This window comes from Virgisporangium ochraceum (assembly GCF_016863655.1).
Lineage (GTDB): Bacteria > Actinomycetota > Actinomycetes > Mycobacteriales > Micromonosporaceae > Virgisporangium > Virgisporangium ochraceum.
This window is the reverse complement of record NZ_BOPH01000158.1, coordinates 1-17,297: the sequence shown is the minus strand read 5'-3', so window position 1 is coordinate 17,297 and position 17,297 is coordinate 1. Positions and strand designations below refer to the sequence as shown.

The window sequence follows — 17,297 nt, the reverse complement described above, 5'->3', positions numbered from 1 at the left end:
GGCCGACGCGGCTGTCGAGCTGGTGCAGTTCGGCGACTACCAGTGCCCGTACTGCCGCCAGGCAACGGCCGTTCTGGACGAGCTCATCGGCCGGCACGGGCACCGTCTGCGCTACGTGTGGCGTCACCTGCCGCTCGACGAGATTCACCCCTACGCGCGGCGGGCCGCCCACGCCGCCGAAGCAGCCGCCCGTCAGGGTGCCTTCTGGGCGATGCACCAGCGTCTCCTCGCCGCTGACGACCTTGACGGCGATGCCCTGGTGGCCATGGCCGCGGCGGCGGGCCTCGACACCGGCCGTTTCGTTGCCGACCTGGACTCCCCGGCCGTTGCGGACCGGGTCGACGCCGACCTTCGCAGCGCCCGCAACAGCGGCGCGGACGGGACGCCGACATTCTTCCTCGACGGGCACCGAATCGACGGATCACTGGTCGACATCATCGCGGCTGTCGAACGGTCCCTCGCCGCCCCGACCGGACCGAAGGGCAGGTGACATTCGGACGCCGCAGCCCCTGCTCCACCGCCGCACCGTCCGTACGAACCGGCCGGGCGGCTGAGGCGGAGCAGGGGAGACCCGACTCGTCACCTCATACGCTGACCGTCCGGCTCGCCGGGATCGCGGTCGGTGCGAGCCGTGTGGTCCAAGGGCAGCCGGGCGACCAGCTGCGCGGTGATGAGGGTCGACAGCGCGGAGGTGTCACCGCTTCCGCTGTCGGTGCGGACGACGATCGGCTTCGGCGCCCCGCCGGCGAGGGCGGCTCCGACCGACAACCGGCGCAGCGCCAGCTCGTACTTCAGCACGGCCGGGTTGTCCCGGTACGCTTGTGCGAGCCGTTGCTGGGCCTTGGCCTCGTTCTCGGCGGAGATGAGGTCGCTGCGGCCCCGGGTCTCGATCTCGATGCGGACCCGCTGGGCGTTGGTCTCCTGCTCCTCCAGCAGCTGCGCCACGCGCTCCCGGGCCTTGTTCAACGCGGCCCGGACCTCGACGATGCGGGTGTCCCGCAGCTTCTTCGCACGCTCGATATCCAACTGAAGGTGATCGATGCGCCGTTTGCGGGTGAGACCCCACTCCTGGTCGTAGGCGGCGCGTTCCTTGGCGATGCGCTCCCTGGTCGCCAGGTGCTGCTGGTACTGGGCCGGCAGCTGGACGTCGGGGATGTTGCACCCCATGATGCGTACGCCGTACCGGGACAGCTGACGGTTCAACAGGTGCTGCATGTCGGCGACGTCCGAGCCACGCAGGTCATATGCCCGCTCCGTGGTGACTCTCCGGGCCCGCTGGCGGATCGCGTCCTGCACGGCACTGGACAGTACGAGGTCGAAGTTGCCGGCCCCGATGGTCCGGACGAACAGCACGGCGTCGGTGATCCGCAGCTTCAGGAAGAACTCGATCGAACGCAACGGCACGTTCTCCCGGGTCGGACACGCCATGACGGGCGCCGAATAGGGGATCTCGGTGGTGACGTCGACGACGAAGTCCACACGCGACCACGGATGCCACAGGTAGTGCCGGCCGGGGTCGAGCGTGCGGACCACCGCACCGTAACGGGTGAGCACGCCCTGGGTGCCCTGCTCCACCTCGACGATCGACGACCGCCACCACCAGAGCAGACCAGCCAGTAGCAGCGCGCCGCCACCAATGAAGCTGACGGCGGCGAGAAGGCCGTAAGCGGTCCCGACGAGGCCGTCCGAGGAGCGCACGGCCAGCATGACAGAGGTGAGCACCGTGAGCGTGCCCAGCCACAGCGGCGCCATCCACCACAGCCGCCGTCGGTGCTGCGGCATGATGACGGGCGTCAGAGTGCCCGCCTCGCCTCCGCGCAGCAGCCGGGCGATGTCGCCCCACGTCGCCACCGCGTCGGAGATGACGGACCTCCGGCTCATCTGGGTCGTGCTCATCGCGCTTGTCCCTCCCCGCCTGCCGCCGTGGCGGTGATCTCCTGCCGTTCGGGTGCCAGCAGCGCGGCGACCTCGTCCTGGCGGCCTGCGATGCGACGCGACACGTCGGCCTGGCGGGTGCGCATCGCTGTCATGTCGGCATCGGAGAACAGTTCAGTTCCGCGCTCGCCGATCAGTTCCCTGGCGAGTTCGAGGAAGTTCACGCCGGCGGGACCGTCCCCGTCCTGACCGCCGATGCGCACCAGCAGTGGAAGGTGGTCGGCGATCTCGGCGAGCCTGTCGAGCACCTCACGCCGGTACCGGAAGTCGAGGATCTCCGGTGCCTGAGCCGCGGTGACCGCCCGGATGTCCAAAGCCTGTGCCTCCAGCAGTGCGGCGTTGGCGCGCGCCTCCGATTCGGCCTGCACGTACCGTTGCCGGGCCAACGCCTCGGCCCGGTTGGTCTCCCGCTCGACCGCGGTGTCCATCTGGGCCTGGTACTGCGCGATGTCGGCGTCGATGGCCGACAGCGTCTCCTGCAGTGTGGCGAGTTCCCGGACCAGATCACCCTCGTCCTGCTCCTTGCGCAGGTTGAGCGAGTACTCGTGGCTGTATGCGTCCTTCGCGACCCGGACCATCTCGGGCGCAGCCAGGTCCATCCGGTAACGCTGGTCGGACGGCTCGGCATGGGTGATGTTCGCGTTGGTCAGTTCGACAGCGGGCCGGAACTGCTCATTGAGCTGTTCCAGCAGCCGGCCGGTGTCCTCGCCGACCATGTTGTAGATCTCTGCGGCCTCCTGCTCGTAGATGAGACTCCGGATGGTCTCGCTCACCGCGTTGCGGAGCTTCTCCTCGAAGCCGCGTACCGCGCCCAGGGTGTAGACGAACTCCACGGGGTCGTTGATCCGGAACTGGATGAACAGTTCGATGGACGCCTTGACGCCGCTGCGGGTCGGTGCCTCCCGCACCGGGGCGTTGAACGGATTCTCGCGCGTGGTGTTGATGATGTAGGACACCCGCTTCCACGGGTTGAACAGAACGACCCGGCCCGGGCCGACCACCTGCTCCAACTTGCCGAACCGGGTGATCAGCGCATGGCAGCCTTCCGGGACCATGACCATGCCCTGCCGCCACCACACGAACACCACCGCCAGTACGGACATGGCCCAGTAGTGCATTCCGAAGAGGGGATTGGTCACCACATCGCCGCCGCCGAGCGCTGTCACGGTCGCACCCATCGCGCCGACCACGAGCAGCAGAGACACCGGCGCGATCGTCAGAAACGAGCGACCACGCGGGATCACCATCGGACAGATGACGTGCACCATCCCACTGTCGGTGCGGCGCTGCGTCGTGCGGTTGAGCGCCTCCGATGCGGTCTCCAGCGACACCGTCCGCTGCTCCATCACCGTGTCCATACCCGACCCGAGGTCGCGCGCGGTCGGGAAGTCGGCGGGGTCCATCTCCTCGGCGCGGGAACCGCTGGAGCGGCCGGTCTCCGCCGGGAAACCCCCGCTCCGCCCGCGAACATCCTGCGCCGCCGCTCCGCGTGGATCGTCCGCTTCCACCACCGCCCGGACCGCGTTGCGTACACGTCTCGTATCCGTCACGACACCCCTCCGATTCTCTGCCGCGTGTCATGGCACTCAATGCCTGCTGCAGCGGAGTCCGGACCGGATGGGCCGTCGCCACGGACGGAATCCGAGGCGGTGGCTGCCGGTCGTACGGTGGGTGTGACATGTGCACCCGCCGTGGTTCGGACAACGCTGACGCAATCGCCGACCAGGCTTCCTGGCACACCGATCACGACAGTAGCCGGTCTGCGCAAGGCGAACGAGCGCAGATCCATATCGAACTCCCGCCGGGACAGGTGCGGCACAGGAGCGCTACGGAAGCAGTTTGACCGCGCCGCCCGGTGCGGATGTCACGGGGTGGCTTCGTCTTGACCATGGATAAGTCCTCGTCGACCTCGATGCAGTTCAGCACCCGCCCGGTCGACAGGCGCGCGCGACCCGCTCATCCATGTCCGCAGAGACGCGATCGGAAGACGCCGTGTCGGCAACCCCGCTTCGTTCGAGCCCCATCCGAGCCCCATCCGACGGCTATCCCGGTGGCAGGAGCCAGAGCGCGGCGCGCACCGCGAGCGCCAGGCCGATCACGCGAACGACGATCCTCCGGCGGTGGTGGGTCTGGACATCGTAGCCGCGGATGTACCACGGATACGAGTCGTCCGCTCCTTTCACGTACAGGTACACGGCGTCGTTGAGGAGCCACGCGGCGGCCGCCGCGGCGAGCACCGCAAGACTGCCGCGGGCCGGCACCAGCCACCCCGGGCCCACGTAGCCGAGCAGGACAGCGGCGTCTGCCGCGATCAGGCCCACACCGAGCGCGCCGCAGATCAGCTTTTCGAAACGAACAGCGAGTTCGGCAGGTCGCGGAAGAGGAGGAACGAGGAAACCCAGAGGACGACAACCTGAGATGCCAGGAGCGCCAGCCACCCCGCCCACGTCATCCCAATCATCTGGCCGGGCTGTAGGAGGTACGTCTTTCCGCGTCGGCCACGCTGAATACGTCAGTGCTCAACACGCCCACCTCGCCGAACGGCACGGCATCCGCCTATCCGTCGGCCGGCGCGGACAATGCTGGGACAACGCCGTCACCGAGTCGTTTTTCGCCACCATCAAAACCGAGCTGCTGCACCGCCAGGCGTGGCCGACCCGCGCCGCCGCCCGACAGGCGATATTCGAGTACGTGGAAGGCTGGTACAACACCCGCCGCCGGCACTCCAGCCTCGGCTACCTCAGCCCCGCCGCCTACGAAACCAGCGCCACCAACGTAGCCTGACGATCACCACATCGACCCTGTCCGTCGAATCGGGTCAAGCCCAGACCTGTCGTTGACTGGTGAAGCTGAGTTCCCTGCTCCGACGATCGGGATCTCAGGTTGAACGCGCTGCCTTGCTGCATTCTCGGCGCGTGATCGTTAACCCGTCGGCGGTCACGATCAAGGGATGCCGAGGGACGTGCCCTGCCAGCGAGCTGAGAGAGTCGGAACGCGGCCCCGACGGCCAGATCCTCCCCAGGTTGACTCGTCGGGGTCGTTACGCCGCGGCAATGCCGTGCTGGATGACCGCGACGAGGGCACCGAGCATGATGAACGGCCCGACAGGCACGTGATCGGCAGGCCCGATCCGCCGCCCCATCAGCATCACCACCGTGTACGCGACCGCGATGAGCGCGGTGGCCATGGTCGCCGTGACGAGCGCGGCGAACCCGAGCCACCCGACGTTGAGGCCGACCACGACGGCGAGCATGCCATCACCTCGACCCATGCTCATCGTCTTCGACATGATCGGCACCAGGTAGAGGGCGCCGAGACCGACGCCACCGGCGAGCACCTGCCAGAGGATCCCAGGGCGGCCTGCGGCGACCGCCGCGGCACCCAGCAGGACGAAGCTGCCCAGGCCGGCTACGACGGTCAGTATGTCTGGGAGGCGGAGCACCGCCACGTCGACGAAGGCCAAGGCGATGCCGAGCAGTGCTGTCCACGACCATGCCGCCAGCACCCACGCTGACGGCGTCGCCGGCACCAGCAGGCACAGAACCACAGCGGCACCTGCCTCGAGGAGGCCGGGTGTCGGACCGATCGGCGTGCGGCACAGACAACAGCGTCCGTCGGGCGGAACAGCGGCGAGCAGGCCGCCATGCGTGACATTCACCATGGCGGCACCGCAGACCGCGCAGTCTTGGCGCAGTGGTCGCCGGTAGGCCACGGAGTGGGCGACCACCAAGCCGCGCAGCCAGGGTCCAGCCACCAAACCGACGGCCGCCAGTGCAACTGTCAGGTTAGGCAACGTCGCGCGAGGCCCACGTCGAAACAGCGGTGCCGGGTCGGAACGGGCCGGAACGGTGCACACGCATGCAGACCATTATCGCGACATGCGGCGATGGCTGCAGCGTGGTGAAAGACGTTCCGGACCGAGCGACAGAACGGACCAAAGGGTGGCAAGGCGGCCCTTCTCGGGCCGATCCGCTGGATCGCCTGGTCCGTACCGCCCGGTTCCGTGCGCAGGTGCGCGACGATCGCCTCCGCGTCGTCGGTACCGAGAAGGTGTCCAGAACGGGATGAGCCGGGAGACCTCCGGGGCGTCGGTCAGGTTGTCCCCCGTCCGTGTCCACCGCGCCATCGGCGTGTGCTGTCACCCCCGTCCACGCGCTGGACCGTCACGGGGCCCGGGCCGCGGCCTGGCTCCTGCCGATGGACCGGTCGTTCGTCGCGGACGCCAGATCCGATGGTGCGGTACACGGTCATGTCGGGCGGACCTGTCGGGGTGGTACTGCCGGCCGGGAGGGGCCGCCACGTGGATTCACAGAGCCGCGAAGAGCTGGCCGTTGAGGCGCCAGCCGGTGGTTTCGTCGGTGACTTCGGAGCCCGTTTGTCGGCGACGTTGGAGCCCACGTGCAGACGTCCGGATCTGATGTTCGTGAGTTTGGGGCCCACTCACGCCGTCTGCCTCTCGCAGTGGATCTGGCGAAGGTCGATCCAAGTAGTGTGCGGGGATGAACGAGCTGCGAGAGGGCCCGCTGCACATCGCTGCCCAAGCGGGCGACGCGCAGGAGGTAGCTCGGTTGATCGCCGAGGGCGGCGTCGTTGACGCAGGCGACTTCCGTTTGTACACGCCGTTGCATGTCGCCGCCGGTATGGGGGCGTCGGAGGTCGTCGCTGTGCTGCTGGACGCCGGCGCGGACGCCGGGGCGCTGACGGTGTTCCAGGACACGCCGGTGCATCGGGTGGCCCACGGTCTGGTCGGCGCCGCCGATGCGCGCGTGGAGATCATCGATAGGCTCCTCGATGCTGGCTGTCCGATCAACGCTGTCGACACCGCAGGACGGACCGCGTTGTGGTTTGCAGCCGGCACCGGCACCACGCCATGGACGCCCGAGCAGCAGACCACGCGCTTCCGCGTCCTGCAGCACCTGCTGGATCGAGGCGCTGATCCCAGCATCGCGGCAGGCGGCAAGCTGGGCCGGCCGATCGACGCCGCTCGGGGACTGCACCAAATGAAGAAGTACCGAATCGAATGGGCTGACGGCGCCGCGCTGCTGGAGCAGTACGGCCAGTAGACGGCACCGGTGCGCCGTCGTACCGGATCACGAACGGCAGCTGTTTGCGGCTACCGCTGGAGATCCGCCGGCCCAGCCGGAGTACGCGCAGACCAGCTCGTCGACGAGCTGTACGAAGTTCCAGCTTGCCATCGGGTCGTTGTGCTGCCCGGGCGGCAGCGTCGCGCGGATCGTGTGCACGTCCACCGACACGCCCGTGTTGACGATGGTCAGCACGGCGGAGTGGCGGCCGCCGCCGGCCTGCGTCAGCTGCACTCCGGCGCGGCACGAGCTGGCGGGCAGCGGCGGCGTGCGGACGTTGACGTGTGCCGAATGGGGGCGGGTCCGCCGTCGGGTCTGTTGTTCATGTGCATCGGGTGGGTGCCGCGGGTGTTCGGCGGGCCGAGGTCGGTGCCTGGCCGTTGATGGCCGCCTCGACACCTGGTGGACCCGCACCCCACCCACCGAACTCGAATTACCCACCTGGGCAGGCTTGCCCCTCGCCGCATAGCGAACTGGGCAACAAGGTCCCGCAGGGTCGTCAGGGGCGACATCGAGCTGCATCCCGTGGATGTGGACTCGGCCGCGGTCGCTGCGCCCGGCGCAGTCTCGCCGGGGCACATATCTACGCCGGCGACCTGTACCAACCGTTACCCGCCGCGCTGCGCGGCCAGGGCCACCAGCAGGTCGACCTGCTGGTGGCGAACGCGCCGTACGTACCCACCGACGGGGTCGGCCTGATGCCGCCCGAGGCCCGGTTGCACACGCCGATGGCGGCGCTGGACGGCGGCGCCGACGGCCTGGACCTGCTGCGCCGGGGCGCCGGACTGGCTCGCACCGCGTGGGCGGCTGCTCGTGGAATCCAGCGCCGGCAGGCGGGGAGCCTGGCGGTGGACGTGGCGGCCTCCGGCCTGACCCCCTGGCGTGGCGAGCCGTCCGGAACTCGGCGCCACGGTGGTCGCCGGCGTACGGCCAGCGGGGCCTTGAGGTCAGCGTTGAGGTGCGGTCACCTCCGCTCGTGCCGCAAGGCCCCGCGACGATCTCAGACGTGACGTAGCTGGAAGTTGTTGCTGCCGATCTGGTGCGAGGCAGTGGAGCCCGGGTTGTCGAAGTAGGCTTGGCAGGTGGCCTCGCCGACGACGCTCCCGTCGTTGAACCACAAACCTCTGCACTGGAAGCAGAAGCGCCAGTTGCTCTGGCCTCCGCCGGCGGAGGCCAACTCGATCTTGTAGTTCCCGCTGCCTTGGCTCGTATGTTGGAGAAGGCCGCTGGAGGCGCAGTATCCGCCCTCAATGCCCCCGTCGGAGACAGAGGTCTTGTACCACAATCCTTTACACGAGCTGCACCAGCGCCAACCGGTCTGCCCACTGCCGGGATCGCTTGAGAACAGCAGTTGGTAGTTCCCGCTGCCTTGGCTTGTATGCGGCAGCCCTCGGCGGCGGGGGCAGCAACCGCCGTCGGCAGCGAGATTGGCGAACCACAGACCTTTGCAGTTGCGGCACCAGCGCCAGCCACTCTGCGTCGCCAGCGCCGGACTCTCCATGGCCACCGCGACAATCGATCCGGTGGCGACGGCGAGCCCGACCCGTCCCAGCGCGCGTAGCGAATCTCTCCTGGACAGGTTCACGCAAATCCTCCTCGCGTATCAGCCGGCGGGCAGTGGATTCCGGTGAAGCTCACCTCGGAAGTATTTCAACGGCTACGGTTTCGAACCAACCGGCATTGGAAGTCTCGAATGGAAGGGACGGTAAAGGACCACTCCACACTGTCAACGTGGAGTGTTCGCATCGACGGCCTTTCGGTTGTCGAAGACGCACTGTCGCTGCCCGAGGTGAATCATCGTCGGGAAACCGCGTCGTTGGTTGTCTCGGAACCGGCGTGAATCGTTGCCGTCCGTTCGGGCAGTACACCGCGGGGCCTCAATCAGGTTTCTGGGGCCTTCGACCGGAACACGTGCCAGCAGGTCATCCCGCAGCCGAACCCGAGTTCGTTGCGTAGCCACCACCGTCACGCCGTCACGTGAGCATGCCGAGCACCGACCCGTGGCCCCGACAATCGGTTCCATTGAATGGACGGTGGATGGTGGCGATCTGGCCGTGCGGCCACAATCACCACGACCAGCCAGACTCCACGCAAACACCTTGCCACTACCGGCCACGCGAGCCCGCACCGGCCCAGTATGTGCCGTCGGGATACCGGTAGGTCACGAGGGACTCGGTGCGCATTCGGGCACCGTATCCCGGGCCTGCCGGCAGCCGGTACCACGCCGGCTGGACGATCGGTGGGTTGCTGAAATGCTGTTGCGACACGTCGACGTGTTCGATCAGACGCCCGATCAGGCTGCCGCTGATACAGATGAAGTCCAACATCGCCAGGTGCTGGACGGGTCCGCACAGCCCGGCACCGCCGCCGCGATAGGACACCGCCACCCCGGATCGGGCGGCAATCAACAACACCGGCACGATCTCGTTGACACTGAGCGAGCGACACGCGTCGACCTGGAGGTAGTCGAGCGCACCGGCGTCCAGCATCCGCTTCACCGCAAGCGCATCGCGGCACTGTTCCCCGGCGGTCACAGCAACCGGCGCCACCGCCGTGCGGATGGTGGCGTGTCCGGCGATGTCCTCCGGCCTCGTCGGCCGTTCGACCCGTAACGGACCGAACTGCGCGAGCTCGCTGAGGTGGGCGATCGCCTCGGGTACCTCCCAGACTCCGTTGGCTTCGAGCAGGAGCGTTCCGTCCGGACCCAGTTCGTCACGTGCCATGGCCAGACGCCGCTTGTTGCGGTCGAAGCTCCTGCCGACCTCGACCTTGATGGAATGCCACCCGTCTGTGACCGCGTCGCGGCACCACCGTCGCAGCTCATTGTCGGACAGGCCCAGCCGAGCGGGAGCGGTGGTGTACGCGGGATACCCGACGCGGGCCAGGTGCCTGATCCGTTCCTGCCGGGTGGGTGCGAGCCACTCCAGCATCTCGACGGCGTCGTGCTCGGCCAGCACACCGGACTGGTCGCGAAAGTCGCAGGCCGCGACCAGATCAGTCGGTGCCATCTCGGACAGCAGACGCCACAACGGTTTCCGGGCGAACCGCGCCATCAGGTCCCAGACCGCATTCAGCACGGCGGTGGCGCCGTACCGGCCGACGTCCGCGTCCGCACCGGATCGGTTATCGCCGACGAGCCGCCGGTACGTATGGCCGAGCGAGCCGGCCAGCCCATCGACGTCCAGGCCGACCAACAGCCCGGCGATGTACCTGGCGGCGTCGACACAGGCCGCGGCTTCGGCTCTGGTCGGGAACGACAGGCCGTGGCCGCTGAGTGCGGTGTCGGTGTGCAGCACCACGTACACGGCACAGCTCATCCCGCCGGGTTCCGCCACGGTGACGGGAAACCGGACGTCTACGACATCGACCGCGCTGATCCTCGGCATGGGCACGACCTCCGGTGGTCCATTTTGCAGACTGACGCGTCCGGATACACCAGTCGGAAGGAGTGTTGGTAACGAGTGTTGACGATAGCTCTTGCCGGCCTCCGCGTGGGTAACGGCCGGTCAGGTGGGTGTGGTCTGGAACAGGCATCCGGGAGTGAAGCGCCGAACCAATGGCACATCCTGTTGCGGATGTCCGACGGAAAGCTGCAGTTCGTCAGGCGAAACGCAGTTGATAGACGGCGCTTTTCTCGGGTCCGTGGCCGATCGAGCTTGCGGGGCACGCGCCCAACTTCGAGTTGCCGAAGAACATGAGGCCCTGGCACTTCCAACACCAACGCCAGCCCGCCTGGCCCCCGCCGACGGAGGCAAACTCAATCTTGTAACTGCCGCTGCCATCAATGCTGTGGCCGTTCGGGCTTGCGGGGCACGCACCCCAGCTCGAGTTACCGAAGAACCAGAGGCCCTGGCACTTGAAACACCAACGCCAGTTGGTCTGGCCGCTGCCCCCGTCGGAGGAGGAGAGCAGCGAGTAGTTGCCGCTGCCATCAATGCTGTGGCCGTTCGGGCTTGCGGGGCACGCGCCCCACTTCGAGTTACCGAAGAACCAGAGGCCCTGGCACTTGACACACCAACGCCAGTTCTTCTGGGCGGCGAATGCGGGGCTTTCCTGGCCGATGGCCAGCGCGCTGCCGGCGACGACGGCGAGACCAGACGAGCCCGCGATCCGAAGCATGCGTCGGCGGGACAGATTCATGAGCCCTCCCTGCGATCGATGAAGAACCAGTTATTGCACATACCTATGAATGGAGCGACGGGTTGCCAACACTGCCTCCTTTCCAGGCCCGCACGGCGGGCGGATTCCCGGTTTGTGGTGGCGATGGGAGCACAGCTACCGGTCGTCTGCGGTGGCAAAGGCGGCGTCGAAGGCGGCGGCGGGTGGGTCGAATGCGAGCCGGCGTACGACCTCCAGCGCCTCGGGTGCCCCGATCAGGCGGTCCATGCCGGCGTCCTCCCATTCGACGGAGATCGGTCCGGTGTAGTTGATGGCGTTCAGGGCGCGGAAGCAGTCCTCCCGCGGCACGTCGCCGTGGCCGGTGGAGACGAAGTCCCAACCGCGGCGCAGGTCGGCCCAGGGCAGGTGCGAGGAGAGCCGCCGGTGGACTGCAAGGACGCCAAGGTGCGCACCCCGCCGTGGCCGGCCGGCAGTCCTGCAGTCCGGATGCGCGGGCGGGCCGGACCGTGTCGATCCTGCCCGCCGTGACGAGATCCGCGGTCAGGACGACAGCGGGCCGGCACACGGCCCGCACCCTGCGGGTCCGAGGGAGATGCCGGTGAATTCGCCGTCGAGGCTGAGGTTGCCGACATTCAGGACCTCCGCTGCCTGGTGACGGCGGGTCGCGGCGGGAAGACCATGCGGTGACGGTAGACCAGACTTCTGGCGACAGTCAAACAAAAGCTCCCGGGGTTTTGTCAAACCGGGCGAAATTGTCCTTGCTCATGCGTGCAGAAGTAGCCCCGTCTTCGAACCGGCGCACTCGCACTTCGTGCTTCACTGGTCCACATGGAGGATCTGCTGAAGTTCGCGCCGCGGCCGACCGGGATGGGCGAGATGTTCCAGGTGCTCCGCGATGGACAGCCGCGTACCCGCGCAGACCTCGCCGCGATCACGGGGCAGGCACGGTCGACGATCGCGGCCCGGCTCGACCTACTTGTGTCCACGGGCCTCATCGGCCCGGCCGGTGAAGCCAGTTCAACGGGTGGACGCCCTCCCGCCACGTTCGCCTTCCGCCCCAGCGCCAAGGTCGTATTGGCAGTCGAAGTCGGCGTTACCAACGTTCATCTGGCCGTCACCGACCTGTCCTCGACCATCCTCGCGGAAGCTGAACTGCCATTGGCCGTCGCCGACGGTCCAGATGTCGTGATGTCGAAGGTGGCCGAGACCGGCAGGAAACTGATGGCGACAGCCGACCGTTCGCCGGAGGAACTCGCGAGCGTCGGCGTCGGTCTTCCCGGACCCGTCGAGTACGCAACCGGTCGACCGATCAACCCACCCGCGATGCCGTCGTGGGACGCCGTTGACATCCCCCAAGTACTCGAGCGTCTCCTCAAGGTGCCTGTCCTGGTCGACAAGGACGTCAACCTGATGGCGTTGGGTGAGCACCGAACGAACTGGCGCACCGTGCGCGACATGCTTTTCGTCAACGTGGCGACCAGCATCGGCTCGGGCATAATCTCCGACGGAGAGCTGCGACGGGGCGCCCAGGGCGCCGCCGGCGACATCGGACACATCGCCGTCCCCACTGCCAAAGACGTCCTGTGCTGGTGCGGCAACGCCGGCTGTCTTGAGGCCGTTGCCAGCGGTAACGCGATCGCCGCGTGGCTTCGGGCCCGCGGCCTGATCGCCAACGACACCAGCGACGTCGTCGCCCTCATCCGGTCCGGAGACGTCACGACGAGCCGGGCGGTCCGTCAAGCCGGCCGCGAGATCGGCTCGGTCCTCGCGGCGTGCGTCAGTATGCTCAACCCTTCGCTCATTGTTGTCGGAGGGGTTATCTCCGACACCAGCGAGCACTTGATCGCGGGTATCCGGGAACTCGTCTACCAAAGCTCCCTACCACTCGCGACCGAGCATCTTCGAATCGTCACATCTCGCAACTGGTCTCGGGTCGGCGTTATCGGTGCAAGTGCGATGGCGGTGGAGCACGTGCTCTCTCCCCGCGCCATTGACGCGCTTGGCCCATGACGGCCGATGCGGGGCTACGGGTCTGCGTGAGACCATCTTCTGTCGGCAACGCGCGTGAGGGAGTACCTTATGTTACTGCGGAATCGTCGAGCCTTGGTCGTGCGAGGCGGTTGGCCCGGACACGCGCCCGTTGAGGCCACCGATCTGTTCGTCCCGTACCTGAAGGACGCCGGCTTCGACGTCAGCATGGAAGATTCGCTGGAGCCGTACGCGGATACCGCATTCACCGCCCAGATCGACCTCATCGTCCATTGCTGGACGATGGGTGACATCCTTCCAGACGAGATGCGCGGGCTGCGCGCGGCAGTGGCAACCGGTACCGGGTTTGCCGGATGGCACGGCGGCATCATTGATTCGTTCCGCATGGCGACCGACTACCTTCAGCTCGTCGGCGGTCAGTTCGCCGCCCGTCCCCACGACATACGAGAACACACCATCGACATCGTCCCGGAACGGTCCAATCACCCCATCGTCGCCGGAGTCGGCCCGATCTCCCTCAACTCAGAACAATATTGGGTCTTAACAGACTCAAAGAATGACGTCCTGGCAACCACGACGATCTTCCCAATGGAAGACGACCCCTGGGCCGAGCCGGTCGTATCGCCAGCGGTATGGACCCGCCAATGGGGGAAAGGCAAGGTTTTCGTGTGCACCCCTGGCCACCAAATCGCCGATCTTGAAACTCCCGCGATCCGAACGATCATCGAACGCGGGCTCATCTGGGCAGCGCGGTAAGAACTCCTGATCAGCTAGGGCGGACCTGGCCAAGCAGCCGGCAGTGCCGGGACCGTCGCAGGCTACGGTGGCTGACCTGCGCGACATCGCGGCGCGGATGCATCAGGCTGCGGTCGGCGAGACACCGGGCTGGCTGGGATGCCGGCGTGACGCCAACGCGGTGCACCAGCGGAGCTGGGCGTGGACGCCGTCAGGGCCACCACCTTCACGATCTCCAGCGCCACGTACACCAGGTGCATGCGCGACCGTGGCACGTTCTCGCCGGCCAGGACCCGGTTCGACCGGCGGGTGAGCGGTGGCAGCACCGCGGCCAGCTGGGCCACGAGCACCGCCACCGCTCCGAATCCCGCGGCCCGGGCACCGCCGGGCGGATACGGCCTCGCTGACGTTGAGCGCGCGGAAGACGAGCCCGATGGGAAGCGTCACACCGGGTGCGCGGAACTTCAGCGGCGCCTCGAGGAACGAGATGGCCACAACGATGCCCAGTTACACGAACGACACGGCGGTGGCGACAGCTGTCATTCCAGAGAATCTAGAGCTGCTCCGCAGTCCGGTCGAGGTTCGTCAGCAGGATGTCGAGCGTCTCGGCCATGTCGATGTACTCGTCGTACACCGGCTCAGCGGCGTCGCCGCCTTTCATGTCCCCGATCGCGTCGCGGGTGGCCTTGACGTCCTGCAGGCGCTGGGTCACAGCGGTCTTCTGGGCGGCGATCGCGGCCTTGTGGCCGTTCACCACGGCCGCCGGCGCACCGATGGCCGCCAGCGCCTGCTGCACGACGGTGTGAACGTTGTTCTGCAACTGGTTCACGGCGGCCAGGTCGGCGCCGCGGCCGGCGGCAGACCGGGCGTGCTGCAACCGCTCGACAGTGTCGCGCAGAGGCTGCGGCAGGTGCTGCGTCTGCGCGGGCGGCAACTGGGTGGCGGCGGCGTACGACAGGCTCGGGACGCGATCGGGGTCGGGCTGCATGCGGTCCTCCAGGTTCGTGGCGGGTTTGCGAGACGGACGGCAGCCGCGCCCCGCTGAGACACCACTGTCGGATGGCGGACCAATCCGGCGGGATTGGGTCTGGGTCGGCGGCCTGCCCGGCTCGACGATGGGCCGGTGCAGGCAGGGTTCAACGGTCTGGGGTTTATCGGTCGTAGGTCAACACCAGGTAGAACCCGCCACAATCCGCAGGCGTGATCGTCGCTTCGGTCATCGGCGGTCGCGGCCGACGTCGGAAGGCGCGCTGCCACCACCAAACCAGCCACGACGGTCCTCCGTTTGTCGGATTCGTATCGACAGGAGGCAGAGTCGGCAGTCCGGGGCGGGCCAGTGACGGGTCGCTGACCCAGGCCCAGACAGTGGCGGGTCTGTAGGTTCTCGTCGATCTTGTCCACGGGCAGGCTGTTGGCCTTGGGTAGCCTCGCATCGTGTCGATCGAGATCGTGTTCGACACCCATGCTCGCCGTCGGCGAAAGTTGTGCCCAGGCCATCGCCCGGGTGTCGAGGTTCTCGCCGATCATCGGCGGTTCGGTACGAGGGTTCGGGTCCGAAGGCCGGCCGGCCCCTTCTCGACGGGTCGTTGGTCCCTGCCCGGTCGGAGCCGTCTGGCTGATTCTCGGGTCAGGGCCGATTGTTCCGACAACCTGTCGGCACCGGGGTCGAGGCCCAATGCACGCCGCGGGTCGGCACTTCCCACCGGAGGTGAAACATGGCCACCCTGCAGATCTCCACCGGCAGAGCAGACATCACCCCACCCATCGGTTCGATCATGGTCGGGTACGGCGTCGACACGCCACGCCTGGCCACCGGAGTCCACCGGCCGCTGCAGGCGCGGTGCAGCGTCCTGTGGGACGACGGGTTCCCCAACGTCATCGTCACCGTCGACACCCTGGCCTTCGGCCACACCCTGCACCAGTCGATCCGCGACAAGGTCGGCGCGCTGGGCGTCGGCACCTCGGACTTCGTGCTGTGCGCGTCGCACACGCACTCGGGTCCGGCGCTGCCCGAGAAGCTGGAGCCGTACATCGCGTACAACGCCACCTCCGCCCAGCGCACGCGGATCGCCGCCGTCGGCACGGCCCTGGCCGACACGGTCGTGCAACTGGTCGCGGACACGCTCAACGGCGACCGGACCACGTGCACGCTGGACTACAAGGTCGGCACGGCGGGCTTCGCCGTCAACCGCGAGGCCATGGGCTACCTCGAGCGTGACGTGCCGGTCCTGGTCGCCCGCAGCGCGGCCGGGGACCCGTTGGCGATCCTGTTCGGATACGGCTGCCACCCGGTGGCCGCGGGCGGACAGAGCATGCTGGACCCCGACTTCCCCGGCGCTGCCGCCGAACGGATCGAGGCGTCGACCGACGCGCTGGCGCAGTTCGTCCTGGGACCGTCGGGTGACCAGGACCCGGCGGGTGCCTCGGGCCTGCCCCTCGTGGAGGCACTGGGGGCGCAGCTCGCCGGTGCCGTCACCACCGCGGCGGCCACGCCCGGCCGTGCCCTCGCCGGTCCGGTTCTGACGGGCCTGAGCACTGTCAGCCTTCCGCTGGACATCACCAACACCCCGGCGAACCTGGCCGCCGTGCGCAGCCTCTACACGATCCGGCAGGCCAATGCCGGTCTGCCCGGCTACTACCGGCGCCACGCCACCAGGATGATCCAGCAGATCGACGCCCGGAGCTTCGCCACCACGGTGCCGTTGCCCCTGCAGGTGTGGAAGCTCTCCGGAAACCCGGGCCTGCGCATCGCCTTCAGCGGTGGCGAGGTGGTCTCCGGTTTCGGGGCGTACTTCCGCACGCTCTTCGGCGGGTCCACCCGGGTCTGGTTCGCCACCGGTGGCAACGAGACCCCGTGCTACATCCCGAGTGACGAGATCCTGAACCGCACCGTCTCCTACGCGGCCGGGAAGGACGCCGACTACCCCGGTCTCGCCGGCGGTTCGATGACCGTCTACGCCTACCTCGGTCACTTCCGCGGCAAGCCGACGCCCGCCTCACCCGACGGCGTCGAGCAGATCTACATCAACGCCCTGCGCGCCATGCTCGGGACGCCGTGACACCACGAACCGACGGGAGCCGGCCACGGTGACCGGCTCCCGCGGCATCTCAGCCGATGGGCTGCCAACTCGTGTACGGGCTGTTCGCCCCGGCGGAGGTCTGCTGCCTGACGTGCACCCGTCCGTCGAGCCCCACCGCGAAGACACTCACCGCTCCGCTGCCCGCGACGGTGGCCGACGGCTGCCCGACGAACGGTCCACCCATGTCGACCGGGCTCTCGTAGGAGAAGTCCGGCGCCGACTGCTTGTTAGTACCGATGCCCATGGTGTCGGTCTGCGCGAACACCATGATGCGCGCGTCGGCGCCGGGCGGAGCGGTGAGGACCGCCGGCTGCCCGACGCCGCCCAGGCTGTTGAACAGCACGGGACCGGGGTT

General features: G+C 67.9%; 16 protein-coding genes and 1 pseudogene. 6 read left to right on the top strand and 11 right to left on the bottom strand.

What is annotated here, in order from left to right:
- The first annotated feature begins 22 nt into the window (after positions 1 to 22).
- A complete protein-coding gene (locus tag Voc01_RS53885) occupies positions 23 to 490 on the top strand; it encodes a DsbA family protein (protein WP_239161106.1) in 468 nt (155 codons plus the stop codon).
- An 89-nt stretch (positions 491 to 579) separates the two neighbouring features.
- Here Voc01_RS53885 and Voc01_RS51890 read toward each other — a convergent pair whose 3' ends face one another.
- The 3 genes from Voc01_RS51890 to Voc01_RS51880 all read right to left on the bottom strand — a co-directional run bounded on the left by Voc01_RS51890 (position 580) and on the right by Voc01_RS51880 (position 4,256).
- Complete coding sequence (locus Voc01_RS51890) at positions 580 to 1,896, bottom strand: SPFH domain-containing protein (RefSeq protein WP_203935205.1); 1,317 nt, start codon at positions 1,894 to 1,896, stop codon at positions 580 to 582.
- Positions 1,893 to 3,338 carry an SPFH domain-containing protein gene (locus Voc01_RS51885; protein ID WP_203935204.1) on the bottom strand — a complete coding sequence of 482 codons (1,446 nt, stop codon included), beginning with the start codon at positions 3,336 to 3,338 and terminating at the stop codon, positions 1,893 to 1,895. Before Voc01_RS51885 ends, Voc01_RS51890 begins: the two co-directional genes overlap by 4 nt.
- Positions 3,339 to 3,977: 639 nt before the next feature.
- A complete protein-coding gene (locus Voc01_RS51880) occupies positions 3,978 to 4,256 on the bottom strand; it encodes a hypothetical protein (protein ID WP_203935203.1) in 279 nt (92 codons plus the stop codon).
- Positions 4,257 to 4,353: 97 nt separating this feature from the next.
- Between Voc01_RS51880 and Voc01_RS51875 the strand changes: the two genes are divergently transcribed.
- Positions 4,354 to 4,719: an integrase core domain-containing protein gene (locus Voc01_RS51875; protein WP_203935202.1), complete on the top strand. Its 366-nt coding sequence runs from the start codon at positions 4,354 to 4,356 to the stop codon at positions 4,717 to 4,719.
- 256 nt (positions 4,720 to 4,975) lie between these two features.
- Here the strand turns inward: Voc01_RS51875 and Voc01_RS51870 are convergent, their stop codons facing one another.
- Positions 4,976 to 5,665, bottom strand: coding sequence for an A24 family peptidase (locus tag Voc01_RS51870; protein WP_203935201.1), 690 nt, complete (start codon positions 5,663 to 5,665; stop codon positions 4,976 to 4,978).
- A gap of 769 nt (positions 5,666 to 6,434) precedes the next feature.
- On the opposite strand from Voc01_RS51870, the gene Voc01_RS51865 reads away from it, so the two are divergent.
- A complete protein-coding gene (locus Voc01_RS51865) occupies positions 6,435 to 6,998 on the top strand; it encodes an ankyrin repeat domain-containing protein (RefSeq protein WP_203935200.1) in 564 nt (187 codons plus the stop codon).
- A gap of 27 nt (positions 6,999 to 7,025) precedes the next feature.
- Here Voc01_RS51865 and Voc01_RS51860 read toward each other — a convergent pair whose 3' ends face one another.
- From Voc01_RS51860 to Voc01_RS51840, 5 genes and pseudogenes are all read right to left on the bottom strand, one after another.
- The gene (locus Voc01_RS51860; protein WP_203935199.1) at positions 7,026 to 7,253 is read right to left on the bottom strand and encodes a hypothetical protein; all 228 of its coding nucleotides are present in this window, start codon (positions 7,251 to 7,253) and stop codon (positions 7,026 to 7,028) included.
- Between the two features lie 766 nt (positions 7,254 to 8,019).
- Positions 8,020 to 8,604, bottom strand: coding sequence for a hypothetical protein (locus tag Voc01_RS51855; RefSeq protein WP_203935198.1), 585 nt, complete (start codon positions 8,602 to 8,604; stop codon positions 8,020 to 8,022).
- 520 nt (positions 8,605 to 9,124) lie between these two features.
- A complete protein-coding gene (locus Voc01_RS51850; RefSeq protein WP_239161105.1) occupies positions 9,125 to 10,324 on the bottom strand; it encodes an enolase C-terminal domain-like protein in 1,200 nt (399 codons plus the stop codon).
- Between the two features lie 295 nt (positions 10,325 to 10,619).
- Entirely contained in the window at positions 10,620 to 11,159 is a 540-nt protein-coding gene (locus Voc01_RS51845; protein ID WP_203935196.1) for a hypothetical protein, read from the bottom strand.
- A 135-nt stretch (positions 11,160 to 11,294) separates the two neighbouring features.
- Positions 11,295 to 11,627 (bottom strand): annotated as a pseudogene (locus Voc01_RS51840) (sugar phosphate isomerase/epimerase); the annotation flags it as partial.
- Between the two features lie 339 nt (positions 11,628 to 11,966).
- On the opposite strand from Voc01_RS51840, the gene Voc01_RS51835 reads away from it, so the two are divergent.
- Together Voc01_RS51835 and Voc01_RS51830 are read left to right on the top strand one after the other, a co-directional pair.
- Entirely contained in the window at positions 11,967 to 13,148 is a 1,182-nt protein-coding gene (locus Voc01_RS51835) for an ROK family transcriptional regulator (protein ID WP_203935195.1), read from the top strand.
- Positions 13,149 to 13,247: 99 nt separating this feature from the next.
- Positions 13,248 to 13,883, top strand: a complete 636-nt coding sequence (locus Voc01_RS51830; protein ID WP_307781628.1) for a ThuA domain-containing protein — start codon at positions 13,248 to 13,250, stop codon at positions 13,881 to 13,883.
- A gap of 532 nt (positions 13,884 to 14,415) precedes the next feature.
- Here the strand turns inward: Voc01_RS51830 and Voc01_RS51825 are convergent.
- A complete protein-coding gene (locus Voc01_RS51825; RefSeq protein WP_203935193.1) occupies positions 14,416 to 14,850 on the bottom strand; it encodes a hypothetical protein in 435 nt (144 codons plus the stop codon).
- 727 nt (positions 14,851 to 15,577) lie between these two features.
- Between Voc01_RS51825 and Voc01_RS51820 the strand changes: the two genes are divergently transcribed.
- Positions 15,578 to 16,921, top strand: coding sequence for a hypothetical protein (locus tag Voc01_RS51820; protein ID WP_203935192.1), 1,344 nt, complete (start codon positions 15,578 to 15,580; stop codon positions 16,919 to 16,921).
- A 49-nt stretch (positions 16,922 to 16,970) separates the two neighbouring features.
- Here the strand turns inward: Voc01_RS51820 and Voc01_RS51815 are convergent.
- Positions 16,971 to 17,297 (bottom strand): PLL family lectin (locus tag Voc01_RS51815; protein ID WP_203935191.1); only part of this gene is annotated, 327 nt, incomplete at its 5' end.